We start from the raw sequence: 23,950 nt of genomic DNA, 5'->3' as shown, positions 1-23,950 counted from the left end.
AAACTTTGATTAATTGATATTGTATTTGGAAACGTATGCGTTCGACACCGGAATCCAGTTTGCCCCCGCTCGCAACTGAAGGGCAGCCGTCGCGGCGGCGCCCGAACCGGCGCTATGCGCTGGGCGGCGTGTTGCTGATCCATCTGGCCTTGCTGACCGTCGTTCTGCTGTCGCGGGCGCATCGTCCCGTGCCACCACCGCGCAACGTCGATGTGGCTCTGTTCCAGGAGAAAGTACCGGAAAAAAAGATTTCCGAACCTCCGTCCGCCGATCTCGCCCCTCCCGTCATCGCTCCGCCGCCCCCGCTTGCGCTGCCCCCGATGCCAGCACTCGACGTGGTGCCCGACGCCGCCCGGACGCCAGCGTCGGCGCCAGCCCCGGCTGCGCCTCCGCCCCCGGTTCCGGTTCCGATCCCGGTCCCGGTCTCACCCCCGAAGGAGGTCGTGGCCAGCGCGCCCCCCAAGCTGTTCGAAGAATGTGCCGAATCGTCGGATCGGAATATGGTCGCCGACGTATATCGCCTCAGCAGGGACACCCAATCGGTGACCGACATGCGCCGGCGCAAGCCGATCAAGCGCGTTTGCCTGACCCAACTCGATATCACGCCGCGCTCCTTCCGCGAAGGCTTTCCCGGCTTGGGCTCGATGGTCGAATGGTTCGGGCTGGATATTCGCTTCACCGTCAATATTCCGGAAACCGCCACGTGGGAACTGATGCTGTTGGCCGACGATGGTGCCATTCTCAGCATCGACGATGAAAACGTGATCGACAACGATCGCATCCACGCCCCAACACCCGTGGCGACCAGGCAAAAGCTGGAAAAGGGCTTGCACAATTTCCGCGTGCGCTACTTCCAGGGTCCAGGCCCGGATCTCGCATTGATGCTTGCGTGGAAAAAAACCGGCGCGGCCGATTACAGCTACGTGCCGCGCAGCCTGATCGGGCGGCCGCCGGCCGGCACGCTGGCGCCGATCCAGCCCAAGGAATGAGCGCCAACTCCTGCGCTTAAGTCGCCTATCCGCAACTTCATGCTGAGTTCGGATTTCAACTCGGTTAGCGCTCAGATTCTTGAACGGTCGCCAACTCGATCTTCAAGGCGGACGAGTGCGCCGTGGGAAGGCTTGCCGGCAGCACAACCACCAGTGCGTCGTCGCGCTGCGTCCATTTCAACTCCTCGTTGTTGCCCAGCAAATGCACGCTGCGGATGGCACCACCGGCGTAGCTTGCCTGTTTGCCCAGCGACGCGATTTTCACCTGTGTGGCCGGCACGCCGAGCGTGATGGCGTAGACCACGTTGCCCTTGGCGGTGAAGCGGATATCCTGCGGCGTGTAGGCCGCGCCTTCCGAAAAGTGGCCGCCGGCCGGCTGCGTCGGGCCCTCTCCAAATACTTTCCATGGCCGGGTGCCATAGATCGCTTCGCCGTTCACGTCCATCCAGACCGCCATCTCCTGCAGAAACCTGCGAGGCTCGGGCGGCAGGCTGCCGTCGGCGTACTGCACCACATTGAGCAGCAGGTTACCGTTCTTGCTGACGACGTCAGCCAGCGTATGGATGATCTCCGTGGTCGACTTGTAGCCGGAGTTTTCGTTGTAGAACCAGTCGCCGATGGACGTGTCGGTTTGCCAGGGCAGGGGACTGATGCCTTTTAAGGCGCCGCGTTCGACATCCTGCACACCCGCCTCGGCGATGAATTCGCCGGATTTGTCCAAGTTCTTGTGGGTATAGACCGCCGTCAACTTGCCCCCGTGCGCGGCCATGTTGCCGTTGTAGAAGTTGGCCACCAGCGTGCGCCCCACCACGCCGAACGGTATGCCGCCATCGGAATACAGCAAGTCAGGATGATAATTGTCGATCAAGTCGCTGATGCGCTTGAACCATTGCTCATGCCAGCCGGGATTGGTCGCGTACAAGTTCGGCGTCGTATACATGGCCTCGTTGTGTTTGGGATGGTAGAGTTCCTCATACGCGGAATCGTTGCCGTCATACGGCACGCCAGCCATCGGCCCGGTCTTGTCGGCGCCGTGGCTCGTAGCAAACCAGCCGTAGCTATAGCCAAGATGTTCGGAAACGCCGAACGGCAAGCCGGCCTTTTTCGCTGCCTGCTGCCAAGCCCCGACGATGTCGCGCCGAGGCCCCATGTTGACCGCGTTCCAGCTTTGGTAGCGGGAATTCCATAAATCGAAATTATCGTGGTGTACACCCATGCTGACGAAATACTTCGCGCCGGCTTTTACGTAGAGCGCCATCAGCGCATCGGGATCGAAACGTTCGGCCTTCCACAACGGAATAATGTCCTTATAACCAGATTTGGACGGATGGCCGTATTTACTCAGGTGATGCCGATATTGCGATGTCGTTTCGTCATACATGTTGCGCGCATACCAGTCGCCTTGGCGCGGCACTGCTTGCGGCCCCCAGTGGGACCAGATGCCGAATTTGGCGTCACGGAACCAGTCCGGTGTACGAAAACGTTGCAGCGACGCGGCATCGGCGTTGAACGGGCCTGGCTGCAGCGGCGGCACATATGCCTCGCTGCCGATTGCCGGCAGGTAGCATGCCAGGAGGCAGGAGAATACTCCACCTCGAATGATTTTGACTGTCATCGTATTGTCTCCAGGTTGTTGTCGGGGGGCGCGTACCAGCGAGTTTCGATACGTCATTGCTCGAAGCTCCAATAGTCGACATTGAACTGGACGTTGCGCCCGCCGGAATTGAAGACGAAATACAGGTCGTGCTGCCCGGTGATGGCGGAGGCCTTCACCGATTGCGTCTGCCAGACGCCTGCTCCGCCGGTCTGCGCTACCTCGATGGTGGCGATCAGGGGCCCGCCTGGCGATCCCGCACGCACATCGATCCGCCCGCCCGTGCCGGCGCTGGCGACGCGTGCCTTGAATGACTTCGGCGGCCGTTTTCCAAAATCGACACCGGCCACTTTCACGAAGGACGCGGACGCGGCCGGATAGACATACATCCCAGTCTGGTCGTCGCGATCGGTCTTGATCCCCGTCGCCCAGTCGAACGGGCGGTCGCGGTCGCGCGGGATCCTCGAGGTCCAAGCGATCGTTTCGGCCTCGACACGGCCATATGGATCAAGCGGCTGAACCTGCTTGACCCCGGTCGTGTTCCAGAAAGGCAGGGTCGGGATCGTGCCGTCGGCGCGGAATTCGATCTCCGCCACGGTGATGGAGCGCCGTTCGCGGTGCAGCGGTGTTTCGGCAAAATTCAAGCGATAGTTGAATCCAAAGACATAGCTTTTACCCCGGAAGTCGATGATCCCTGGATGGTTGCCGGTCGATAGGCTGCTCGGGTCCATGATCTGCCCCTTGTATTGCCAGGGACCGACGGGCGTGGCGCTCATGGCATAGCCGATGCCTTCCGAGCAGCAGGTCGAGGCATAGGCCATATAGTAGCGGCCATTGCGCTTGTAGGCCCATGGGCCTTCCTGGTACTTCTCGGGCCTGGCGCTCTTGATGACGTCGCCCGAGTAGGACAGCATGTCCCTGTTCAGCTTGACGTGCCAGAGATCCGGATTGCCCCAGTAAAGATAGGCCTGGCCGTCATCGTCGATCAGAACGGTGGGATCGAAGAAGCCGGGGCCGGCAACCAGGGGGCGTCCCAAGACGTCCTTGAATGGCCCCATCGGGCTATCCGCAACGGCCACCCCGATCGCGCTCTGGTTGGAGGCGTTGTCGGTCACCGGCGCATAAAGATAGAACTTCCCATTTCGTTCGACGACCTGGGCGGCCCAGGCGCCGTTATCCTGGCGCGCCCACGGAAAGGTTGACAGGCTGGCGACCACGCCATGGTCGGTCCAGTTCACCATATCCTTCGAGGAATACAGCCTCCAGTCGCGCATGTTGAAGTCGTTCGCGTCGTCCTCGTCGTGCCCGGCGTAAAGGTACACGGTATCGCCAAGGACCATCGGTGCCGGATCGGCGGTGAAGCTAGTCTGGACGATGGGATTGTCGGCAAGCACCGGAAGGCTGGCGTAACAACATGCAGCGACGAAGAGGCCGGCCCAGTGTATCTTTACCTTAAACAATATGCGCTCCTTCGAGTTGAAACAAAGAAATTTAACATTAGGAAGGGCAGGAAATTCCGCAAGCGATTGATAAAATGTGAGTTGCCGAGTAGCACAATTTGTCACACGGACGCCGCCATGGCCGAAGTCGCTGACGAAACGTCTGATCCGTGTCCAGATGGCCGCCCGCGTGGCCAAGGATGTGCCCGAAGGCACCTACGTCAACCTCGGCATCGACTTGCCGACCTTGGTGGCCAAGCATTTGTCGCATGAACGCGAGATCTTCCTGCACAGCCTTGTCCACCCGCCATCAGGCAGTCTTAGTTGGAATACAGCACGCCGCGCCCCCCGCCGGCGGCGTAGATCCGGCCGTAGGTGTTCCAGTCACCGGCCAACCTGCTTACGCCGCCGAACTGGTGGACATCGTCGTTAAAGCGGGTCCAGGTGCTGCCCGCATCATTGGACACCCACACGCCCCACTGGCCATTGATTACGCCCGACACGTAGACCGCGGCGGAGTACGGCGCGCCAGGGGCTGCCTTGCCCAGAGTCAAGGCATTGGCACCCTGCGTGTCGGGCCACCAGTTGGTGCCGGTGTAAAGAGACGCGAAATTGTTGATCTTGGTCCAGGTGGCGCCCGAGTCGACCGAGTGGTACACGGTATAGCCGTCAGACACCCAGATGTCCCCCTCGACGTTCGGGTTGACCACCATCGCGGTCACGAAATACGCATCGGCGTGCATATTTGCCGACACCGAGCCCTGGCTCAGCGTGTAATTGTGGCCGCCATCGGTCGAGACGTAGACCCTGCCGCCCGGATTGGCATATGCCGCACCGCCCGAATCGTAGGCATAGACCTTGTTCGGATTCTTGCGATCCGCCGCGAGCCGGTATGCGCGCGGGAAGCCGGGAGTCTCCGGCAGCGCGGGGAGATTCGTCGCCGTCCAGCTGGCGCCATTGTTGGTGGTGTAGGACGGCACGGTATCGGGCGGCGCCCAGATCGCATTATTGCGTGCGGTGACAGCGATATTCGACGATTCGTGCGTATTGGCCGCGGCGCCGGGAGGCAGGGTGGCGAAGTTCGCCCACGTGGCGCCGCCGTCGCCCGACCAGTACCCGAATCCTGTGTGATTCCAGTGCGTGACGCCGGTGAGGGCAATATATTGCGGATCCGACCAGCTCATGTCGGCGGAATTGCCATTGCTCCAGCCGGTGTTGGGGCCTTTGGTCGGCGTCGTCGCGAGGTCTGTCTGGACCCAGGGGCCGATGTCGCCCGCGCTGCTGATGAACTTGTACGTCGCACCGGCTGGCGGGGTGATGATCGCCAGCGTGGCAGTCTCCTCGATGTTGTTCAACTTCACGTTCCAGCTCGGTGTCGCCGACGAGGCATTCATGGTCTCCCAGATGCCGGGGCCGTCAAGGTGCATGATGTGGTCGCGGTTGTTCGGATCGATCTCGATGTCATCATTCCAGCCCCAGTACCCGGCGCTGTTCGCCGCATGGGGCATTTGGGACTCGATTTCGCGCCAGGTGCTGCCAGCGTCGTCGGACAACTGGGTGATCTTCTGGCCGACGAAATCGCCCCAGGTAGCGGTCACAGCCAGCGCGATGCGGGTGGTCGGGCCGCTGCCGTAGACCGACACGCCGCCGTAGCCGCCCGTGGTGGTGGTACTAAGCAGGGTCCAGACGCCGCCATTGATACCGGTATACTTGTAGAGGTAGCCGGGGCCGTCGCCGCCCGGGCCCGCGTTCTTGTTGAACACCACGTAGTAATTGCCGTCGGCTGCGCGCGCGTAGTGCGGGATGTAATACCCAGCGACAGCGTCCGGCACCGCGACCGGCGTCCATGACCAACCGCCGTTGCTGGACCTGTAGAAGGTCGAGGTCAGGCCCGCCGCAGTGGCGTAGTCGGGCGCGATCGCGGCCCACATGTTCCATGTCGTCTGGCCGCCGCCCACGTTCCCATTGTCGAAGATGATCTGCTCGACGCCGACCATGCCGTTGGTCGTCGTGTAGGAAGACAGGCCCGTGACCTGCGCCCAGGTGTGGCCGGAGTCCGCGCTCTTCCACAGGCCGGCCATGCGCGAACCGTAGAACATCGTCGACGGATTGGTCGGATCGAGTCTGAGGCGCTCGCCGATCGCCCGGCCGGCATCGGCGCCGGCGATAAACGGCAGGGTGACCCACGTCCAGCTGTCGCCGCGGTCGCTGGAAGTGTACAGCCGAGCGTTCTTCTTATTATCGCCCGCGACCATGTAGACCAGCTGGTCGTTGGTTGGATCGAGGGCGATGCTTTCGATCGAGTGGAAGGCTCCTTCTGGCCCCCCCCCGAAACCCAGGCCGTCGGTGATCGGCACCCATTGCGACGTGGCCTGGTTCCAGCGGTAGGCGCCGCCGACGTCCGTCCTGGCGTACAAGACGTTCGGCGACGTTGGATGATAGATCAGGCCGTCGACATAGCCGCCGCCGCCCCACTTGACGCTGGTCCAACTGGATTGCTGCGGCACCAGCCCGTTGGATTTGCTCATGGTAGCCATGGTGACCGTGCCAGGTTTGCTGTCAGACCCGCCGCCGCAAGCTGCCATGAGCGCCGCAGTGCCAATGATAAGTAAGGCAATTCTGTTACTGAATACTCTCATGCTGGTTGCCTCCAGAAAAAAGATGTATAAATAGTCTTATCGTGACCACGTGCTTTGCGGTCGTTGTCGGCGGAATCCTTTGAACCCGCAGCGTTGGCATCTGCGTGCGCTGGGCCATTGTGGGCGCACGGCCGCGCTATTCGCAATTGCCAATTTCTCCAAAACGCCGAATCATTTTCAGCGAGGTCAAGCTGTGCCCGTTTCCATTGTTGCAGCTGGTTGGCGCTACCCCGTGATCCCACTTCCGGGGGGCTTTGTTACAAATCCGGCTCTGCGGCGGCCAAGCTGGGGCGCGGGTAAACTGATGGCGTGATTACCCTGCATAGCCAAAGTGCAGAACTTGCGCTGGTGATGCGCCGTTGTCCTTCACAAGATAGGCATACCATTTGCCTTCCGGGGTATCGATGAGACCGCCCTGGGCGATACCGCGATCATCAAGCGCGTCGCGACCCTTGTAGGGACTGTCGGTTGCCGTCGCAATCGGCTGAGACGGGTCGGTGTTCTGGGAGAATTGCCAGAAATCGAACTTGAACAGTTCTTCGCCGGCCGCGCCGCGGAACACGAAGAAGAGATCCTGGACGCCGGAAGCGCCGGAGATCCGGGTAGACTGCGGCTTCCATTGGCCGGCGGTTCCCGAAACCTGGAGCGTGCCGATCAATGGGCCGTCGAGTTTGCCCAAACGAATCTCGATCTTCGCCCCGGTCGCCTGCTTCAGCTTGGCCGTGCTCGAGAGGCTGGCCATGAAGGCGCGCGCGCCGATCGCGCCGAAATCGACATTGCGCACCTCGATGTAGGCCCCGTCGTGGATGTCGCGCACATTCTGGCCGCCGGCGCTGCAGGGCTCGATTTTGACGCCGGAAGACCAGGCGACGGTCTCCGCTTCCACGCGCTTGTAGGGATCGAGGGTAGCGACCGGCGCCGGCCCTTCCTTGGTCGGCTGCACCGTCGGGATCGAGCCATCCGGATTGAACTTCAGCTCATCGACGGACACTGAACGTTTGAAGCCGTCGCCACCCGGAAGGTTGGCGTTGTGGTAGAAGAGGTAGGTCTTGCCCTTGAAATCGACCACGCCCGGGTGGTTGGTGAAGGCGCTTTGCGGGGCCATGACGACGCCGCCGTAGGTCCACGGGCCTTCGGCTGTGGGGCCGGTGGAGTAGGCGAGATGCTCAGGGATGGGGCCGGCGGCAAAAAACAGGTAATGGAGATTCTTGCGCTTATAGAGCCAGGGACCCTCTTCGTACGATGTGCCGCGCAGCGCGGGCTTCGGCGGCGTCACGCCTTGTTGGTCCGGAGGGATGCGCTCGCCCAAGGCCTTGACGGTCATCGGATGGCGAATGATGCCATTCTCCCCGACGCTGGTGTCGTAGGAAATCATGTCCTTGTTCAGCTTGACCGACCACAGATTGGGGTTGCCCCAGGCGAGATAGGCCTGGCCCTGGTCGTCGATGTAGACGGTTGGATCGATGCTGTCGTACAGGCCGGGGATCAGCGGTTTTTTGAGCGGATCGTTGTATGGTCCCAGCGGATTATCGGCCACCAGCACGCCTATGCCGCGGCCCTGCACCGGCGCATAGAGATACCATTTTCCATCTCGCTCGATTGCCTGGGGAGCCCAGGCGCCGTTGTCAAAGCCGTCCCAGCCGGAGACTTCCTTGGCGGCCCAGGGGAAATCCCGGAGCGAGGCGATCGCGCCATGCTGGGTCCAGTTCACCATGTCCGTCGTCGTGGCAAGCACCCAGTTCTTCATGTTGAAGTTGCCTTTTTCACCGACATCTTGGTCGTGGCTGGAAAACAGGTAGAGCGTGCCGCTATGGGCCATAGGGGCCGGATCGGCGGTATACATCGTTTGAATAACCGGGTTGAGCGCGAATGACGTCCCGGGCAAAGCCAGCACGGACAACAGAACGACAGCGGAGCGGGTTGTTTTTTTCATGCGTTTATTCCTCCAACGAGACTACCATCACGGCCTTGGCAGGCACCTTGATCGACAGCTTGCCGCCTGCGGCGCGCGCGCTGAACGCCGCCGGCTTGATGGTTTGCGGGTTCTGGAAGGTGTTGTGCGCATCTATCGTGTCGGAGGTCAGTACCTTGCCGGCCGCACCTTTTACCTTCGTGCCGGCGACGTTGACGGCGACTTCGACCGCCTTCGACGGATCGGTGTTGACCAGCGCCAGGTACACCTTGCCGTCCTTGGCGCGTGCCGCCGAAGCGCTCACGCCGGGAATGGTCACCTCGCCCAGGGTGTAGCTGGTGTTGTCCTTGATTGCCAGCGGCAACGACTTGGCGTCCTGGAACGGCACATACATCTGGAACGCGTAGTAGGTCGGGGTCAGGACCATCTTCTCCTTGTCGGTCAGGATCATCGCCTGCAGCACGTTGACCACCTGGGCGATGGTGGTCAGGGGGACCCGCTCCGCATGCGCATGGAAGATGTTGAAATTGAGCCCCGCCACCAGCGCGTCGCGCAGGGAGTTCTGCTGGTACAGAGCGCTTCTGGCGCCTCTCTCGTCGTACCAGGTGCCCCACTCGTCGACCATCAGCCCGATCTTCTTGTCGGGATCGTTCTTGTCCAGCACGGCCACGTGATCGTTGACCAGCTGATCCATTTTTAAGGTATTGGCCAGGGTCGAGATCCACTCGTCCTCCTTGAAGCCGAGGGCTTCGCCCTTGACCTCCCAACTGCCGCCCGGGATGGTGTACTGGTGGACGCTGATGCCCACCGTGTGACCCTTCAGTTCCTTGCTCAGGACGTCGGTCCACGAGGTGTCGAAGCCGCTGCCGCCGCTGGCGATCATTTTCGGCCTGGACTGGTCGGGCGCCCGCAGGAAGTTCTCGTGCATCCTGTACAGGTTCGCGTAGTACTCGGGCTTGACGTTGCCGCCGCAGCCCCACAACTCATTGCCGATGCCGAAGTAGGCGACTTTGAACGGCTTTGCGTGCCCATTCTGAGCGCGCAGCCTGGCCAGGGGAGAGCCGCCGTCCGCAGTCATGTACTCGACCCAGTCGGACATCTCCTGCACGCTGCCGGTACCGACGTTGCCGTTGACGTAGGCCTCGGCGCCCAGCATGTCGATCAGATCGAAGAATTCGTGGGTGCCGACGGCGTTGATCTCGTCCACGTTGTCCCCGTTGCGGTTGCTCGGACGCTGGTCCTGCGGGCCTATGCCATCGCGCCAATGGTATGTGTCGGCGAAGCAGCCGCCCGGCCAGCGCACCAGCGGCACATGCAATTGCTTGAGCGCGCCGACGACGTCATTGCGCCAGCCCCTGGTGTTGGAGATGTTCGACTTCGGGCCGACATACATACCTCCGTAGACGCCGGTGCCGAGATGTTCGGCAAACTGGCCGTACACGTTCTTATTGATGACTGGGCCGGGCTTACCGGCGTCGATGCTGACGCTGACCTCGCTGGCGGAAAAAGCAGGTGCCGCGATCATGCCGAGAACGGCGAGGCTGTGTTTGATGACGTTCATACGGGGAAGGGACTCCAGACTTTGTTGTTTTCAAGGAAGAATTTGGCTGCGCGCCGAAGTCATTCCTGATCCTTGCCGCCCGGCAGCGGCAACAGGAGCCGCCCGCCGACAGCGCCTCCCTCCAGAATCACTCGTTTGAACCGCCTCATCCCAACCATTCAGTCTGAGCCGGCTCGTTCCGAGCACTGAGCCTGATCCCATCCGGAGGCTTATCATTTGTTCTTATATTTAATCCTGAACCAGTCGAAATCCACATAACCGCCAGTATTTTTGGTGGCGTAGTTGAACAAGCCAAAACGATATCCCATAAAATGCGGGATGGCGTAGGTCATTTTCAATGTATCGCCAATCGGACTCCATGCTTTTCCATCCAGGCTGTATGCAAAGGTGGCTACGTCTCTTGTATCGGTGAAATCACAATCGATCTTCAAATATACGTGGTTTTGTGATAAAGGAACTTGCTGTACTTCGACAGGTTGATCCGAGCCGGCATTGACCATGACTATCCATTTTTTGCCGTTCTCGACCTTGACGCCAACTTGTCCAAAGTTTTTTTGAAAGGCGCTTAAGCCCGCGAAATCGCCTTCCTTCATTTTGGAAACATCCAACAAGGTGGAGCCTGTGCTCGCCGGGCCTATGGTGCGTTGCGTCAGTGTATTTCTTGCCTGCACAAAGGAGGTGTCGATCCTGCCTGTTTTTAGCCGGAGATATCCCTTTCTTTCGTGTACTGACCAAAGCTTGTTATCCGGATTATGATTCCATTGCCAAACCAGCGGCAACGCTGCCTGTCCGTTCTTGCGATCGAATTCATCAGAGGCAACCAAGTTTGGAATCAGACCTGTACTGGCCGGCAGGTCCAGCTTGTCCGGAGCCATCCCATTTTCTCCCAGGATGGGCCAGCCGTCTTCCCACTTGACCGGTACCAGATAAGGAATGCGGCCAACAGAACCATAGTCGCGGAAAAGATAGGCGAACCAGCGCCCGTCTGGGGTGTCGATCAGTCCGCCTTGGGCAATTCCTCTATCCTGCAGTGCAACTCTTCCTTCCCACGGGCCGTTGATACTATCGGCCCGATGTATCACCACGGTCCGCCCCTTGCCCGTTGGCGCGCAAATATTGAATAAATAATATTTTCCTTTTACCTTGAATAATTGAGATCCTTCAGCGCCAAGGCTCATTATCTCGCCTGCCGGCGCGCTGGCGTTTTCGATGAAGATCTTCTCCGGAACGCCTGGCCTGACGCCGGTCAGATCATCGTTCAATTCCACAATCTTGAGCGTATGTGCGTTATGAATCAAATAGGTCTTGCCATCATCATCAAAAAACAGGGAAGAGTCATGATAGGCCGGTTTGAAAGAAGCTTTTTCCCAGTTGCCTTTTTCTATATCTTTGGTTTTAAAAATATAGGTTTCGCCCGTGGTTTGAGAAAAAGTGCTTACGTAGTATATGCCTTGATGGAAGCGCAGACTGCTGGCCCAGGTACCCTTGCTGTATGTATTTTTGCCATCTGTTAAATTCAACTCCGGTGTGTCAGCCAGCATATCATAGGCATAATTGATAATTTTCCAATTGACGAGATCCGCGGATTTCATAATGGGCAGACCTGGGTTCATGTGCATGGTCGTACTGCTCATATAATAATTTTCACCGACCCTGATCATGGCCATGTCCGGCACATCGGCAAAAATTAATGGATTTTGAGCTTGCGACAAAGCAGCGTCGGAAACTGGCAAGAGCAGACAGGCGAAAATGAGCTTAAATATTTTTTTCATGGCGGTTATTTGCAAATTTCACCGGTCACGGGAGGTGCCGGCAGCAGGACCATGGCCAGGGGGCGGGCCGAACGAAGTCCCCTGGTCTTGATCGCCGGAGATTTTGTCAGAGTACGCATTTGCATCTCGCAATGTGAAGCACGACCGGTTCGAGCCGGCCGCGCCATGGTTTCCAACGGACGAGCTGCATTCTGCGCGTTCCTCGTGTGCGCCGCAATTTTCAAAATCACCAATGCTGGGAGTCATTTTTCTTTCGGCCGGCGAAGCAAGCCGGCTTGAGCTTACTGAGGCTTGGCAGCGAACAGTCCGAATTCAGCGAGATCCGTAGAGGTGGTGTCGCCGTTATTGCCCGTGATATTAAGCCAGCCGCGCAGACCGAGGTAGCAATAAAAGCGAGGCTGCGCGCATTGGTATCCTGGGGCCATATCGACGGCCCCGATACCGCGCTATGGGCTCTATATCGGTCACGGCGGCTGTTGAGCGCTCGTGTCTCCGCCTTCCTCAGTTATTTGAGAGAGGCTTTTCCTATGGGAACCCCAGACGAACTGGCCACATACGTAGCAGGGTAGTGACTCTTCTCCCGCTCCATTATTGTAGAAGGGCAGCTGATGTTGAACTGAATCCCGAAAGTTGGACAGCGGGCAAAACCCTGTTCAAAAAGAAAGATCCTGGGGCCTTCTGCCAGTCGAATATAATCAGGTTCCTCCATATTTGTGTTTCGCCCATTTACTTAACACTTTTCCTGCCACACCCTTCAAGCCTGACATCTTCCAAGGGGCATAAGCCTCCTCCGGCCCCTTGCCAAGTCGCGAAGGATGCACCTGCTCGTCAATGCCATAGAACTGGCGAAAGCTCATCATTAGCGGGTGCCACTTGTCAGGATCGATCTTGTCGGAATCAGGGCCGGCGAGAATGCGAGAGTCAGCGTGGACTTGTACGATCCTTAGTTCGATCATGCAGGCTGGAACAGTCATGCGTGGATCATTTTTGGCAAACGGCTGGATATTTTCGACCACCGCTTCCAAGTGAACCGGGCATTCATTGGCACGGGGCGGCGCGACACGCTGCGAAGCTTTGGGCGTCAATCCGGCAGCACCGAATTTATCGGCGACATGGCGGTAACCCAACAGTTTCTTGTGGAGTGGAATCGATACGCTGCCAGTCAACATTGCCAGCCGGTCGACTGCGCCGACGTTCTCGACCGCAGCAAGATTAAGAACGCATTCGCCGCTGCGCTTTAAATTTTCGACGGTCTTCGAGCTGGCATCGAGGCCCAGCATACAACTCCAGCCTAGCCACCACGCCGATGACATCGGCGCCAGGTTGGGCGAATTATCCTGATTCAAAGTGCTGATCAATACGACCGGCGTGCCCCAATAATGAATAGCTGGTTCAATGACTTTGTGCATAGGCATTTTTCTGACTCCGGAGATTTCAATGCCATCCAGAGTGCGGTTATTTCAACTTCCCGACCATCCGTTACTTGCTTTTGCATTCGAAATCGAATTTATCGCTGAGTCTTAATGGCGATCAAAACTGTTTAAAGTGCCGGACTGGTGTGGCAAAAATTGTGGTATAGCCCTAAGTCATTGATTTATATAGGTCGAATACGGCCTGCAAAGCCGTCTAGGTCGGTTCGACTCCGATCCTCGCCTCCAGACAATTTGAACTCCACGCGGGAGTAGCTCAGTTGGTAGAGCGCAACCTTGCCAAGGTTGAGGTCGAGAGTTCGAGACTCTTCTCCCGCTCCAATATGTAGAAGGGCAGCCGATGAGGCTGCCCTTTTTGCGTTTGCGGCGGCGGTGGATGGCGAGCGGAGGCTTCTTGGACCGTTTGCGCCCGAGGTTGTGGGGAAACGTCCGTGCAACCGCATGCGTTGGCCATGGACGCCAAAGTGACGACATACTGGTTGATGCGGCTAGTCTTGCTGCCTTTTCGTATGCTTGGTGGTGGCGGGACGTCCCTTGCCGCAGATGACGCAAGGGCGAGCGGTTCGTTTCGCTATTCCAGATAGGGTGCGAGCACGTTTTCGATCCATTTCATGAATGCGCGGACTCGGCGCGACAAGTTGCGCCGATGCGCTACGACCAGGGAGACGTCGAGCGGCTTGTGCTGAAAATCTGGTAGAAGCTCTATCAATGATCCACTCTCGAAGTACCGGCCGATCGCCAACAGTGGTGCCTGAATCAGGCCAAGGCCGGCGATGCCGGCTGCTTCGTAGGACTGCACGCTGTTGACGTGCAGCGTACCCCGCAACTGAAGCCTTGCGTAGCCGTCGCCGTGCGGGTACTCCCACCCATAAGGTTTAGCGCCGAGCGTCCTCGCGAAATGGATTGCCCGATGCTCCTGGAGCTGCAGATCTTCTAGTGATCGAGGAACGCCGTGGCGCGCCAGGTAGGCAGGACTGGCGGCGTTGACCATGCGTAACTTGCCCAGCGGGCGGGCAATCAGTGTCTCGTCCCCGATAGGACCAAGTCGCAATACACAGTCAAACCCCTCTTGAACCAGATCAACTTGGCGATCCGTGCTCGATACCTCCAGCTCCAACTCGGGATAGGCCTCCATGAAGGTCGGCAAGGCCGGCACGATAGTAGTGCGCGCCAGTTCACTCGGCAGATCAACGCGTAAGCGCCCGCGAAGCGCAACTCGATCGCTTGCGAACATTGAGTGCAGATCATCGACTTCAGCAAGCAGATCGCGTGCACGTGCATGAAATACCCGTCCGTCTTCTGTCAACTGCACGCTACGCGTCGTCCGGTGCAGAAGCCTGACACCGATATCTTCCTCCAGCTTTCGGACCGCCGTTGAGGCTCGTCCCTTTTGAATGCCCAGACTATCGGCTGCGTGGGTGAAGCTCCCCATTTCCGCTACCGTTATGAAAATGAGGATGGGTTCGAGATTTTGCATTTCGTGCCTCGGTAGGGCATTGATCAGTATAAAGAGAACAGTGAGTTCATTTCATGGGCGTTTATCACGCCTGAGGGACACAGTATGCTCCGAATATTGAGATTCCCCATCGGAGAAATGACAAATGGCTGAAACTATGAACCTACATCGGGCGCCTGAAACCTTGACTTTGCATCGCGCCCGTTGGGCCGGCCGGATAATGAGCGCGGTTGTCGTTATCGCTCTGTTGGCAGACGCCACTATCCAGCTTTTCGCGCCGGCGCAGATCGCGAGTATGTTGCAGGAAACCGGGTTCGCGATGAACTCAACCCACGTCGTGGGTCCGATCATACTTGCTTGCGCCATCCTTTACGCCATCCCGGCCACCGCCGTCCTCGGCTCAATCCTATTGACTGGCTTTTTGGGCGGTGCTATCTGCGCCCACGTCCGCATTGGCGAGTTGGGGTCACCGCCGGAAATCATTTCCCTACTTCTGGGCGCGATGGCATGGGGTGGCCTCTACGCGCGCGATCCCCGTATCCGGGCCATTCTGCCGCTCCGAGGTTGAATCAACAGGGACGATGTTTTGTCCTTCAGAAGAAAACGCATTTTTTTTAGCAACCGGGGCAGTGCTCTGCCTCTTCAATATCAGGAGAAGCGCATGTTTTTAGTAATGGGAATCACGGGAAAAGTAGGCGGCGCAACAGCGGAACATCTGTTGGCGCAAGGAAAAGAAGTACGCGCACTGGTCCGCGATCGCGAGAAAGCATCAGGCTGGGCGAGCCGGGGCGTGGAACTGGTTGAGGGTAATTGGAATGATTCGGCAGCCACCGAGCAGGCGCTCAAAGGCGTCGAAGGCGCGTTTGTCATGTTGCCGGCGGTCTGGGCTCCCTCGCCCGATTACAACGAGGCCAAGGGCGTGATTGCGAGCTATGTCGAGGCGCTCACTAAGGCCGCGCCGCCAAGGGTGGTAGCGCTTTCGTCGATGGGTGCGAACAGGATCAGTGGACTTGGGATGATCACGGCCTTGGCGCTTCTGGAGCAAGGTTTTCGCGACCTGACTTCACCAATCGCATTTGTACGCGCCGGTGGATTCTATGAGAATTTCCTCTACGGTTTGCAGGTCGCCCAAGGCGGAACGCTACCGGTCTACTACAATCCGACAAACCGAAAATCGACCATGGTTGCGACGAACGATATCGGCGCGGAGGTCGCCAACCTTTTGACCGGGCCGGTGTGGTCAGGGCAGCGCGTCGTCGAGCTCGGTTCGATGGTCAGCGCAGATGAAGTGGCGGAGCAATTGGGGGAAGTCCTGAATCTTGATGTGAAAGCCTTTGCAGTCCCGCGTGTGGGATGGGCGGAAGCTTTCGAGCAATTTGGCATTCCGAAGGGGCGCACCGGACCTGCTGAAGAAATGTTCGAGGCCGTCAATGCAGGATGGATGGAACTCGGCGTCGAGGGTACGGAGCACTTAGCGGGCACAACGTCCGCACGTGACGTCTTCGCGGCGGCCCAGAAAGCCAAGACGGCTTGAACCACGATGTGGAAGGCGGGACGCCGTCAGACCGAGGCAATGGCTTTTCCCTTTCGGAGCGGGGACGACCTTGTGTTGATAACTCAGTCTTTTCAGTACCTCGAAGCCGACGCGCTCATCGCCCAAGTAGGCTGGTCATCTGAGGGCGGAGGCGGTATTCCGGCTCCGCCCTTGAGGAGACTTAAACGAGCTCGGCCAGTGAGGCGGCGTCAAATCCCTTCAGGCTTTCGTAATTGTTACCCTGGATCTTCGCAGTCCAGTTGGGATCACTGATCAAGGCTCGACCCACAGCGATCAGATCAAACTCATCGCGAGCCATGCGTTCGATCAGCCGGTCCAGGCTCATGATGCCGGAGCCCTTGCCGGAAAACGCGTTCAGAACATCGCCGTCGAGCCCCACCGATCCCACGCTGATGGTGGTCGCGCCGGTCAGTTTCTTGGCCCAGCCGGCGCAATTGAGACCGTTCTCGCCGTCGATCTCGGGAAACTCCGGTTCCCAGAAACGGCGCTGCGAGCAATGCAGCACGTCCACGCCGGCCTCGACCAGCGGAAGCAGCCAGTCCGTCATGGCCGCCGGCGTCTCGGCCAGCCGCACGCTGAGGTCTTGCTGCTTCCACTGGCTGACGCGCAGGATGATCGGGAAGTCGGGGCCCACCGCCTTGCGCACCGCCGCCACGATCTCCCTGGCGAAACGCGAGCGCTGCCGGAGGGTCGCGCCGCCGTACTGGTCGGTGCGCAGGTTGGTGCCGGACCAGAAGAATTGATCGATCAGGTAACCGTGCGCGCCGTGGATTTCCACGGTGTCGAATCCCAGCCGCTTAGCGTCGGTGGCCGCCTTGGCGAAGGCGGCGATCGTGTCGGCGATGGCGCTGTCGCTCATGGCGACGCCGCGCGCTGCGCCGGGCGCGTCGAGCCCGGACGGACTTTCGACCGGCGCCTCGGGCTCCCATTCGCTGTACCGGGCGGCACCGGTGTGCCACAGTTGCGGCCCCATGCGCCCGCCGGCGCCGTGCACGGCATCGATCACGCCCTTCCAGCCGGCCAGCGCCGCCTCGCCGTGGAAGAAGGGGATGTTGGGATCGTTGCGGGAGGCGGGCCGGTCGACGACGGTGCCTTCCGACAGGATCAGGCCCACCTGGCCGGCCGCGCGGCGCTGGTAGTAGGCGGCGTTGGCGGGCGTCGGCACGCCGCCTGGCGAAAACGTGCGCGTCATCGGGGCCATGACGATTCTGTTTTTCAGCGTAAGCGATTTGATGGTGAGCGGACGAAACAGCACATTGGTGTCGATAGAGGACATGAAATGATCTCGATGGTGGATGGAAATCGCATGGTATATGAATTATACTTAGTGTCAATTAGGCACTTTGAAGTGCCTAGGTATAGCCAAGGAAACCACCATGAAAAACCGTATCGATTGCTTCTCCGCCGATTGCCCGAGCCGTACCCTGTTTGATCAGATTTCCGACAAGTGGTCGATGCTGGTGCTGATCTCGCTTGAAGACGGTCCGGTCCGCTTCAACGCCATCAAGCGTCGCCTGGAAGGCGTGACCCAAAAGGCGCTTACCCAGTGCCTGCGCAGGCTGGAGCGAAACGGGCTGCTGTCGCGTCATGTGATACCAGTGTCACCTATTGCGGTGCAGTACGAGATTACGCCGCTCGGTCGCACTTTGCTGCAACCGTTTAAGGTTATGCACGACTGGACGTTGACAAAGTTATCCGAGGTTGAGGAAGCGCGGCGAGTCTTCGATCAACGCAACGTGGACTAGGGCTGACCAACACTTGGGGCGGGCTGGAGCGGCGGTACCTGGTACGGCGCCGGACCTGTGCGTGGCTTGACGCAGCGCTTCGGTCGGCGGCGTTCATCGCGCCGGCGCCGGTTTCGTGCCCGATTTGCGGGCATTCGTCGCATGGGCGAAAACACGCGTACCCGAACCGCTAGAATGGCGGGGCAAGTTCAACACGAGGAATTTAATGAGTTCTCCCGCATTTCTGCCATTCAACGCTCCTCCCGTGCCGGAAGTCGAGCACGACCGCCGCTTGGTGCGCCGCTACCTGCTGCAGTCGGCGCTGCGCTTCAACGCCGGTTCGCTGCTGTTCCTGTCGCTGGCGATCGCGCTGCTGCCGCTCTGGCTGAACTTGGGCACGGCTGCGCCGGGCGAATTCGAGCCCCGCAAGCTGAATCCTTACATGGTCGGCGGCGTCGTGCTGGCGTTGATGGCCTGGCTCGCGCTGACGTCGAGCGGGATCGCCCGCAGCTTTCTTGCCCGGCTGGGCGAGGAGGGCAAGGCGCTGTGTGCCGAGGGGATGGCTTCCTCGGTGACGCGCCGCATCGATGCGCCGTTCAATCCCTATACCACTTTTGACCTGTGCACCGAATCCTTGTCGGGACTGGCGCTCGGCACGGCGCTCGGCTACGCCGGCCCGCCGGCGTTCTTCCACGACCCTTTCAAGGGCCGGATCGTGCTGGGCCGCTGGCGCCCGTTGGCGCTGGGGCGCCATGTCGAGGTGAGGGTATCGTCCGAGTTGGGTCCCAGCTGCCACATCGAGCTGCGCTGCCGCCCGGGCCTGGCCTGGTTCGCGATCCAGCGGGGCGAGTCACTGAGGGCGGCCGAGATGGTGTGCGCCCAACTGAGCCAACACCTTACGCGCCACGCAAACGCGCTGGATGCGGCCCGGCGTGAACGCGAGCTGGAACGCACCTCGCTGCAGGCGCGCCTCTCGGCCTTGCAGGCCCAGGTCGAGCCGCACTTCCTGTTCAATACGCTGGCCAATCTGAAGTACCTGATCCGCACCAACCAGCAGGCCGCGCAGGACATGCTGGACCACCTGGTTGGCTACCTGCAGAACGCGCTGCCGGATATGCGCTCGGTGTCCTCGACCCTGGGGCGAGAAATGGATCTTGTTAGCGACTACCTGGCGGTGATGCGCATCCGCATGGGCACGCGCCTGCGCTTCGCGGTCGACGTGGGCGAGGAATTGCGCAGCCTGCCGTTCCCGCCGGCGATGCTGATCTCGCTTGTGGAAAACGCCGTCAAACACGGGTTGGAGCGGGCCAGCCGGCAGGGCCTGATCACCATCAGCGCAAGGTATGAGAGCAAGGGGAAGGGCGAGCTGCTGAGCGTGTCCGTGGTCGACGACGGCGTCGGCTTGACCGAACAGGCCGGGCAGGGCACGGGGCTGGCGAATATCGTGGAACGCCTGCTGCTGCTGTACGGACGCGAGGCCAGCCTTTGCGTGGAGCCCGGCGACGGACAAGGCGTGCGCGCCGTGCTGACGGTGCCTGTGGCGGGAAACCACGCCTGATGCCGAGCGCCCTGATCGTCGAAGACGAGCCCCTGCTGCGAGCGGAACTGACGGACCAGCTGCGCGTTCTGTGGCCCGAGCTGCAGATCGCCGGCCAAGCCGAAAACGGCATCGACGCGGTGGCCTGCATCGATGCACTGAAACCGGACATCGTGTTCTTGGACATCCAGATGCCCGGCCTGAACGGCATGGAGGTGGCGCGCCATATACCCGAGTCCTGCCAGGTGGTGTTCGTCACGGCGTACGCGGACTATGCCCTGGCCGCTTTCGATGCCGGCGCAGCCGACTACCTGGTCAAGCCTTTGACGACCGCACGCCTGTTGCAGACGATCCGCCGCCTGAAGTCGCGCGCGGTCGCAAGCCCGCCGCCGGCCGTGTGGGAAAAGCTGTTCGAGCAGGAGAGCGCGCCGGTGTACCTCAAGTGGATCAAGGCTTCGAGCGGCAATACGGTGCGGCTGGTGATGGTGAGCGAAGTGCTGTACTTCCAGTCGGACGGAAAGTACACACGGGTGGTGACGGAGAAAGGCGATGCGCTGATTCGGCTGCCTCTGAAGTCCCTGATCGAGCAGCTGGACCCGCAGCTGTTCGCGCAAATCCACCGCAGCGCCATCGTCAACCTTCAGGCTGTCGACCGGATCGAACGCGGTGACGACGGGGGGCGCGGCGGCGCCGGCCTGGAGGTGATCCTGAAAGGCCGAACCGAGCGATTGACCGTTAGTGAAGCGTTTACCAGGCAGTTCCGCCAGATGTAGCTGGCCTGCGTTTGCGCCTTGTGATTTATTTTTTTTATGGAGCCAAGACCTACTATGCGATACCTCGTTCCCGCAGCAGTCATGACCCTTTGCATCATCGCCCTCCCCACCGCAGGCGCACAAGAACAGGGGCCTGCCGCAGCCGCGCAACAGGCCCGGCCGTTGAGCGCAGCAGACAAGGCCGCTGCCGTCGACCTACTAGCCCAACGCCTGTCCGACAAATACATTTACGCTGACGAAGGCAACAAGATGGCCGCCGCCGTCCGCGATCATTTGCTCAAGGGCGACTACGAGAAAGCTGCGACGGATGCGGAATTCGCAGACTTGCTGACGACCCATATCCAAGCTTCCCACCCGGACAAACACCTGAGCATCCGCTACGTCCCAAATGCGCAACCTGATCGGCCCCGCCCCTCTCTCAATCAAGCCGTGCCTGCCGAGGTTCGACAGCGTATGACCGAAGTGGGGCAATACTTGAATTTCTCCTTTGAAAAGGTAGAGCGCCTGCCCGGCAATATTATGTACGTCAAGTTCAACGGATTCTTTGAAGCGGACATCGGGAAGGCGGCCGCTACAGCCGCGATGAATTTGACAGCCAATGGCAACGCGATGATCATTGACCTGCGCGAAAACCGTGGCGGTGACCCGCGCATGGTGGCGCATGTGGCAAGTTACCTGCTTGGCGATAAGAAGGTCCATCTGTCGGATATATATTTTCGGGCTGATAATGAAACCCATTCTTTCTGGAGCGATCCCACCGTTTCAGGAGCGCGCTTTGGCGCAGACAAGCCTGTCTATGTATTAACCAGCGGCGAAACTTTCTCCGCAGCCGAAGATTTTACGTACAACCTCCAAGCTATCAAGCGCATCACTGTAGTTGGTGAAACAACCGGAGGCGGTGCGCATCCGATCCAACCGTTCCGTATCGATCCGAACCTGGTCGCCGTGATACCGGTAGGACGCTCGATCAACTTGATCACAAAAAGCGATTGGGAAGGTACTGGAGTTAAACCTGATGTTGTCGCCGCCGCGGATAAGGCTCTGACTAAAGCAAATGCACTGGCACTGCGTCAGGTGCTGCCAAAAATCAACAACCCGAAGGAGCGGGCTATGCTTGAAAAAAAGCTCGCCGAGTTGGAGACGGCTTTGTAAATTTCCACTGACCAGTTAGACAAGGAAATCCGGCTCGGAAATCAGCATCCGCCTCTGGTCAAAGGCGCGGATGCTTGCTCCGCTATTGGAAGGCCGTTTGGTGTGAGTTGTTGCGTTCAATTTTTTTTGCGTGTATAGTTAGCCATATGGATAACTATCGAGTTGCGCTGGACGCGATCTTCCACGCTTTGTCGGACCCGACGCGCCGGGCCGTGGTGCACCGGCTGGGCGCGGGCCCGGCGACTGTCAGTGAATTGTCGGAGCCCTTCGACATGGCGCTGCCGTCGTTCATGAAGCACATGCGGGTACTGGAAGAGACCGGGCTGGTAAGCAGCAGCAAGAGCGGGCGGGTGCGGACCTGCACGCTCGAGCGGGACAAGTTCGCCGCAGCCGAGCGCTGGTTCGAGGAGCAGCGCGCGCTCTGGAGCAACCGATACGAAAACCTGGACAAACTTTTGGAACAACTGCAAGGAGACGACAATGGCAGCTAAGCTTCAATTCGATTTTGTGGTCAACAAGGAAAAGAGCACCCTCACCGTGGCGCGGGAATTCGCTGGCCCACGCCAGTTGGTCTGGGATTGCCATACGCAGAGCGCTTTGCTCGACCGTTGGTTTGCGCCCAAGCCTCTGAGCACCAAGACCAAACATATGGAATTCAAGGAGGGCGGCTACTGGCACTACGCCATGGTCACGCCCGATGGTCAGGCTTACTGGAGTCGCGTGGACTACCTGGCCATCCGCCCGATCGACAGCTATGCGACCCTTGATGGCTTTACGGATGAAACCGGTGTCGTCAATGCCGACATGCCGCGTTCGCGTTGGGACGTGACCTTTTCGGACCTGAGAGAACATACGCTGGTCACCACGGTCGTGCATTACAACTCGCCGGAAGACGTGCAAAAAGTCATCGATATGGGCATGAAAGAGGGCATGGCGTCCACGCTCGAGCGCCTGGATGAGCTGTTGCTGACGCTGGATGCGTGAATAATGAACGGGCTGATGATCGGATCAGCCCGTCCATCCAGGTGAATGGCGCCTCACCGCGATAGGCCTGGCCTGCGACCCGTCACGAATGTCCGGAAACGAACAGCGTAGACGTTCATTTCCGCACACTTTGCCTGCGCCCACGCCATAACCAGCCGTGGCACGGGATTTGCAGTTCCCTTCTTGACTAACCACCAAGGAGGCACCATGCAGGATCTGACTCTGGGCGCGCGCGGCACCGAAACCAGCGTCGCCGTCGATATCAACGCGCGGGGCCAGATGGCCGGCATCATTGAAGATGAGGACGGCCACCAGCGCGCCATCCTGTATGACAAGCGCCCGGTCGAGCTGGGTACGCTGGGCGGCAGCGAAGGCGTCACCAAGGGCCTCAACGCCAACGGCGACGTGGTCGGCACGGCGCAGAACAGCGCCGGCTACTGGCGCGCTTTCGTAGTCCATCATGGCGAACGCATGCAGGACGTCGGCACGCTCGGTGGCAACAGCAGCTACGGCGCGGCCATCAACAACACCGGCCAGGTGGCCGGCTTTTCAGACACCAGCGACGGCTATTACCGCGCCTTCGTCAGCGGCGAGGACGGCCAGTTGCGCGACCTCGGCACGCTGGGTGGCAAGATCAGCTATGCGGCCGGCATCAATAATCAAGGCGCCGTGGTCGGTACGGCGGCGCGGGGGGATGGCTACCGCCACGCTTTCCTGACCGCCCCCGGCGGCGCCATGCAGGATCTTGGGACGCTCGGTGGACGGATCAGCAGCGCCACCGCCGTCAACGATGACGGCGTGGTAGTCGGCGCGTCGGAAACGCCCGATCGCCGCTGGCACGCGTTCATGTGGAACAAGGGCAAGATGGTCGACCTCGGCGCGCTCATTGGCTACGGCGACAGTTTCGCCACCGCCGTCAACCAAGCCGGCCATGTAGTCGGCAGCATCCGCGTCGGCGACGAGCGCCGGTCCTTCGTCTACCGCGACGGCAAGATGACCGTGCATCGCGGCGGCTACGGCCTGTATCTGGTCAACGCCATCAACAACCAGGAGCTGGTGATCGGCGCCCGCAGCGTCGGCAACAAGTTCAATGCCGCCACCATGATTTCCAGCCAGCCGGCGGTGGTCACCCACGGCGGCCAGGATTTGTTGGGCATGATGGCCGTCGTGCTGCTGGCGGCAAGCGGCGTGGTGATGTACCGCCGCCGTTATCGCGGCATCACCCTGCAGACCTATATCGGATAGCAGGGCAGCCAATGTGGCTGCCCCTGTTGCATTGGAGAGGTGCGAAATTTAATTCCCCCACTTGCCAATTTTCGTAATTGTGACGTCGTCCGGCCCTACGTATGCTACCCCATGATCCAACCAGCGTACCGGCCGCGAAGAGCTCGTTTGTCATGCCGGCAAATCGAAAATAATCACACTTACTTGGA

19 protein-coding genes, 1 tRNA gene and 2 pseudogenes are annotated in these 23,950 nt (G+C 59.7%); 13 read left to right on the top strand and 9 right to left on the bottom strand.

Annotation, left to right across the window (positions count from 1 at the left end; translation table 11 throughout):
- Positions 1-35: 35 nt before the first annotated feature.
- Entirely contained in the window at positions 36-989 is a 954-nt protein-coding gene (locus tag ACSQ3S_RS22335) for a PA14 domain-containing protein (RefSeq protein ID WP_436143821.1), read from the top strand.
- A gap of 64 nt (positions 990-1,053) precedes the next feature.
- Here the strand turns inward: ACSQ3S_RS22335 and ACSQ3S_RS22330 are convergent, their stop codons facing one another.
- Together ACSQ3S_RS22330 and ACSQ3S_RS22325 are read right to left on the bottom strand one after the other, a co-directional pair.
- Entirely contained in the window at positions 1,054-2,604 is a 1,551-nt protein-coding gene (locus ACSQ3S_RS22330; protein ID WP_436143820.1) for an alpha-L-fucosidase, read from the bottom strand.
- A gap of 53 nt (positions 2,605-2,657) precedes the next feature.
- Positions 2,658-4,043, bottom strand: a complete 1,386-nt coding sequence (locus ACSQ3S_RS22325; protein WP_436143819.1) for a glycoside hydrolase family 43 protein — start codon at positions 4,041-4,043, stop codon at positions 2,658-2,660.
- Positions 4,044-4,200: 157 nt separating this feature from the next.
- Here ACSQ3S_RS22325 and ACSQ3S_RS22320 point away from each other — a divergent pair.
- Positions 4,201-4,317: pseudogene (locus ACSQ3S_RS22320) on the top strand (3-oxoadipate CoA-transferase); the annotation flags it as partial.
- A 25-nt stretch (positions 4,318-4,342) separates the two neighbouring features.
- Here ACSQ3S_RS22320 and ACSQ3S_RS22315 read toward each other — a convergent pair.
- From ACSQ3S_RS22315 to ACSQ3S_RS22300, 4 genes are all read right to left on the bottom strand, one after another.
- Positions 4,343-6,550, bottom strand: coding sequence for a dockerin (locus tag ACSQ3S_RS22315; RefSeq protein WP_436143818.1), 2,208 nt, complete (start codon positions 6,548-6,550; stop codon positions 4,343-4,345).
- A gap of 424 nt (positions 6,551-6,974) precedes the next feature.
- Positions 6,975-8,594, bottom strand: coding sequence for a family 43 glycosylhydrolase (locus tag ACSQ3S_RS22310; RefSeq protein WP_436143817.1), 1,620 nt, complete (start codon positions 8,592-8,594; stop codon positions 6,975-6,977).
- 4 nt (positions 8,595-8,598) lie between these two features.
- The gene (locus ACSQ3S_RS22305; RefSeq protein WP_436143816.1) at positions 8,599-10,134 is read right to left on the bottom strand and encodes an alpha-N-arabinofuranosidase; all 1,536 of its coding nucleotides are present in this window, start codon (positions 10,132-10,134) and stop codon (positions 8,599-8,601) included.
- Positions 10,135-10,346: 212 nt separating this feature from the next.
- The gene (locus tag ACSQ3S_RS22300) at positions 10,347-11,906 is read right to left on the bottom strand and encodes a glycoside hydrolase family 43 protein (protein ID WP_436143815.1); all 1,560 of its coding nucleotides are present in this window, start codon (positions 11,904-11,906) and stop codon (positions 10,347-10,349) included.
- A gap of 407 nt (positions 11,907-12,313) precedes the next feature.
- Between ACSQ3S_RS22300 and ACSQ3S_RS22295 the strand changes: the two are divergent.
- Positions 12,314-12,475, top strand: a pseudogene (locus ACSQ3S_RS22295) (LysR family transcriptional regulator); the annotation flags it as partial.
- A gap of 126 nt (positions 12,476-12,601) precedes the next feature.
- Here ACSQ3S_RS22295 and ACSQ3S_RS22290 read toward each other — a convergent pair.
- The gene (locus ACSQ3S_RS22290; protein ID WP_436143814.1) at positions 12,602-13,315 is read right to left on the bottom strand and encodes a flavin reductase family protein; all 714 of its coding nucleotides are present in this window, start codon (positions 13,313-13,315) and stop codon (positions 12,602-12,604) included.
- Between the two features lie 266 nt (positions 13,316-13,581).
- Here ACSQ3S_RS22290 and ACSQ3S_RS22285 point away from each other — a divergent pair.
- Positions 13,582-13,657: transfer RNA gene (locus ACSQ3S_RS22285), tRNA-Gly, on the top strand.
- 250 nt (positions 13,658-13,907) lie between these two features.
- Here ACSQ3S_RS22285 and ACSQ3S_RS22280 read toward each other — a convergent pair.
- Positions 13,908-14,813 carry a LysR family transcriptional regulator gene (locus ACSQ3S_RS22280; protein WP_353403076.1) on the bottom strand — a complete coding sequence of 302 codons (906 nt, stop codon included), beginning with the start codon at positions 14,811-14,813 and terminating at the stop codon, positions 13,908-13,910.
- A 124-nt stretch (positions 14,814-14,937) separates the two neighbouring features.
- Between ACSQ3S_RS22280 and ACSQ3S_RS22275 the strand changes: the two genes are divergently transcribed.
- Together ACSQ3S_RS22275 and ACSQ3S_RS22270 are read left to right on the top strand one after the other, a co-directional pair.
- The gene (locus ACSQ3S_RS22275; protein ID WP_436143813.1) at positions 14,938-15,360 is read left to right on the top strand and encodes a DoxX family protein; all 423 of its coding nucleotides are present in this window, start codon (positions 14,938-14,940) and stop codon (positions 15,358-15,360) included.
- Between the two features lie 93 nt (positions 15,361-15,453).
- A complete protein-coding gene (locus ACSQ3S_RS22270; RefSeq protein WP_436143812.1) occupies positions 15,454-16,326 on the top strand; it encodes an NmrA family NAD(P)-binding protein in 873 nt (290 codons plus the stop codon).
- Between the two features lie 181 nt (positions 16,327-16,507).
- Here the strand turns inward: ACSQ3S_RS22270 and ACSQ3S_RS22265 are convergent, their stop codons facing one another.
- Complete coding sequence (locus tag ACSQ3S_RS22265) at positions 16,508-17,623, bottom strand: NADH:flavin oxidoreductase (RefSeq protein WP_436143811.1); 1,116 nt, start codon at positions 17,621-17,623, stop codon at positions 16,508-16,510.
- A gap of 100 nt (positions 17,624-17,723) precedes the next feature.
- On the opposite strand from ACSQ3S_RS22265, the gene ACSQ3S_RS22260 reads away from it, so the two are divergent.
- The 7 genes from ACSQ3S_RS22260 (at position 17,724) to ACSQ3S_RS22230 (ending at position 23,762) form a co-directional block, all read left to right on the top strand.
- Complete coding sequence (locus ACSQ3S_RS22260) at positions 17,724-18,092, top strand: winged helix-turn-helix transcriptional regulator (protein WP_176651589.1); 369 nt, start codon at positions 17,724-17,726, stop codon at positions 18,090-18,092.
- A gap of 205 nt (positions 18,093-18,297) precedes the next feature.
- Positions 18,298-19,629 (top strand): sensor histidine kinase, encoded by a 1,332-nt coding sequence (locus ACSQ3S_RS22255; protein WP_176651588.1) that lies wholly within the window; start codon positions 18,298-18,300, stop codon positions 19,627-19,629.
- Positions 19,629-20,381, top strand: coding sequence for a LytR/AlgR family response regulator transcription factor (locus ACSQ3S_RS22250; RefSeq protein ID WP_176651587.1), 753 nt, complete (start codon positions 19,629-19,631; stop codon positions 20,379-20,381). The genes ACSQ3S_RS22255 and ACSQ3S_RS22250 overlap by 1 nt, the downstream gene beginning before the upstream one ends.
- An 81-nt stretch (positions 20,382-20,462) precedes the next feature.
- A complete protein-coding gene (locus tag ACSQ3S_RS22245) occupies positions 20,463-21,533 on the top strand; it encodes a S41 family peptidase (protein WP_436143810.1) in 1,071 nt (356 codons plus the stop codon).
- A 146-nt stretch (positions 21,534-21,679) separates the two neighbouring features.
- Positions 21,680-22,024 (top strand): ArsR/SmtB family transcription factor, encoded by a 345-nt coding sequence (locus ACSQ3S_RS22240; protein ID WP_436143809.1) that lies wholly within the window; start codon positions 21,680-21,682, stop codon positions 22,022-22,024.
- A complete protein-coding gene (locus ACSQ3S_RS22235; protein ID WP_436143808.1) occupies positions 22,014-22,517 on the top strand; it encodes an SRPBCC family protein in 504 nt (167 codons plus the stop codon). Before ACSQ3S_RS22240 ends, ACSQ3S_RS22235 begins: the two co-directional genes overlap by 11 nt.
- 207 nt (positions 22,518-22,724) lie before the next feature.
- Positions 22,725-23,762, top strand: a complete 1,038-nt coding sequence (locus ACSQ3S_RS22230; RefSeq protein WP_436143807.1) for an HAF repeat-containing protein — start codon at positions 22,725-22,727, stop codon at positions 23,760-23,762.
- Positions 23,763-23,950 lie beyond the last annotated feature (188 nt).

It is taken from the genome of Duganella sp. LjRoot269 (genome assembly GCF_964254095.1).
Lineage (GTDB): Bacteria > Pseudomonadota > Gammaproteobacteria > Burkholderiales > Burkholderiaceae_D > Rugamonas > Rugamonas hordei.
The sequence above is the reverse complement of the archived record's forward strand: the minus strand, read 5'-3'. Positions and strand labels throughout refer to the sequence as shown.

Coding starts and splice junctions, on each gene's coding strand:
- ACSQ3S_RS22335 (WP_436143821.1), top strand. CDS start 36: ATGCGTTCGACACCGGAATCCAGTTTGCCCCCGCTCGCAACTGAAGGG.
- ACSQ3S_RS22330 (WP_436143820.1), bottom strand. CDS start 2,604: ATGACAGTCAAAATCATTCGAGGTGGAGTATTCTCCTGCCTCCTGGCA.
- ACSQ3S_RS22315 (WP_436143818.1), bottom strand. CDS start 6,550: ATGAGCAAATCCAACGGGCTGGTGCCGCAGCAATCCAGTTGGACCAGC.
- ACSQ3S_RS22310 (WP_436143817.1), bottom strand. CDS start 8,594: ATGAAAAAAACAACCCGCTCCGCTGTCGTTCTGTTGTCCGTGCTGGCT.
- ACSQ3S_RS22305 (WP_436143816.1), bottom strand. CDS start 10,134: ATGAACGTCATCAAACACAGCCTCGCCGTTCTCGGCATGATCGCGGCA.
- ACSQ3S_RS22300 (WP_436143815.1), bottom strand. CDS start 11,906: ATGAAAAAAATATTTAAGCTCATTTTCGCCTGTCTGCTCTTGCCAGTT.
- ACSQ3S_RS22290 (WP_436143814.1), bottom strand. CDS start 13,315: ATGCACAAAGTCATTGAACCAGCTATTCATTATTGGGGCACGCCGGTC.
- ACSQ3S_RS22280 (WP_353403076.1), bottom strand. CDS start 14,813: ATGCAAAATCTCGAACCCATCCTCATTTTCATAACGGTAGCGGAAATG.
- ACSQ3S_RS22275 (WP_436143813.1), top strand. CDS start 14,938: ATGGCTGAAACTATGAACCTACATCGGGCGCCTGAAACCTTGACTTTG.
- ACSQ3S_RS22270 (WP_436143812.1), top strand. CDS start 15,454: ATGTTTTTAGTAATGGGAATCACGGGAAAAGTAGGCGGCGCAACAGCG.
- ACSQ3S_RS22265 (WP_436143811.1), bottom strand. CDS start 17,623: ATGTCCTCTATCGACACCAATGTGCTGTTTCGTCCGCTCACCATCAAA.
- ACSQ3S_RS22260 (WP_176651589.1), top strand. CDS start 17,724: ATGAAAAACCGTATCGATTGCTTCTCCGCCGATTGCCCGAGCCGTACC.
- ACSQ3S_RS22255 (WP_176651588.1), top strand. CDS start 18,298: ATGAGTTCTCCCGCATTTCTGCCATTCAACGCTCCTCCCGTGCCGGAA.
- ACSQ3S_RS22250 (WP_176651587.1), top strand. CDS start 19,629: ATGCCGAGCGCCCTGATCGTCGAAGACGAGCCCCTGCTGCGAGCGGAA.
- ACSQ3S_RS22245 (WP_436143810.1), top strand. CDS start 20,463: ATGACCCTTTGCATCATCGCCCTCCCCACCGCAGGCGCACAAGAACAG.
- ACSQ3S_RS22240 (WP_436143809.1), top strand. CDS start 21,680: ATGGATAACTATCGAGTTGCGCTGGACGCGATCTTCCACGCTTTGTCG.
- ACSQ3S_RS22235 (WP_436143808.1), top strand. CDS start 22,014: ATGGCAGCTAAGCTTCAATTCGATTTTGTGGTCAACAAGGAAAAGAGC.
- ACSQ3S_RS22230 (WP_436143807.1), top strand. CDS start 22,725: ATGCAGGATCTGACTCTGGGCGCGCGCGGCACCGAAACCAGCGTCGCC.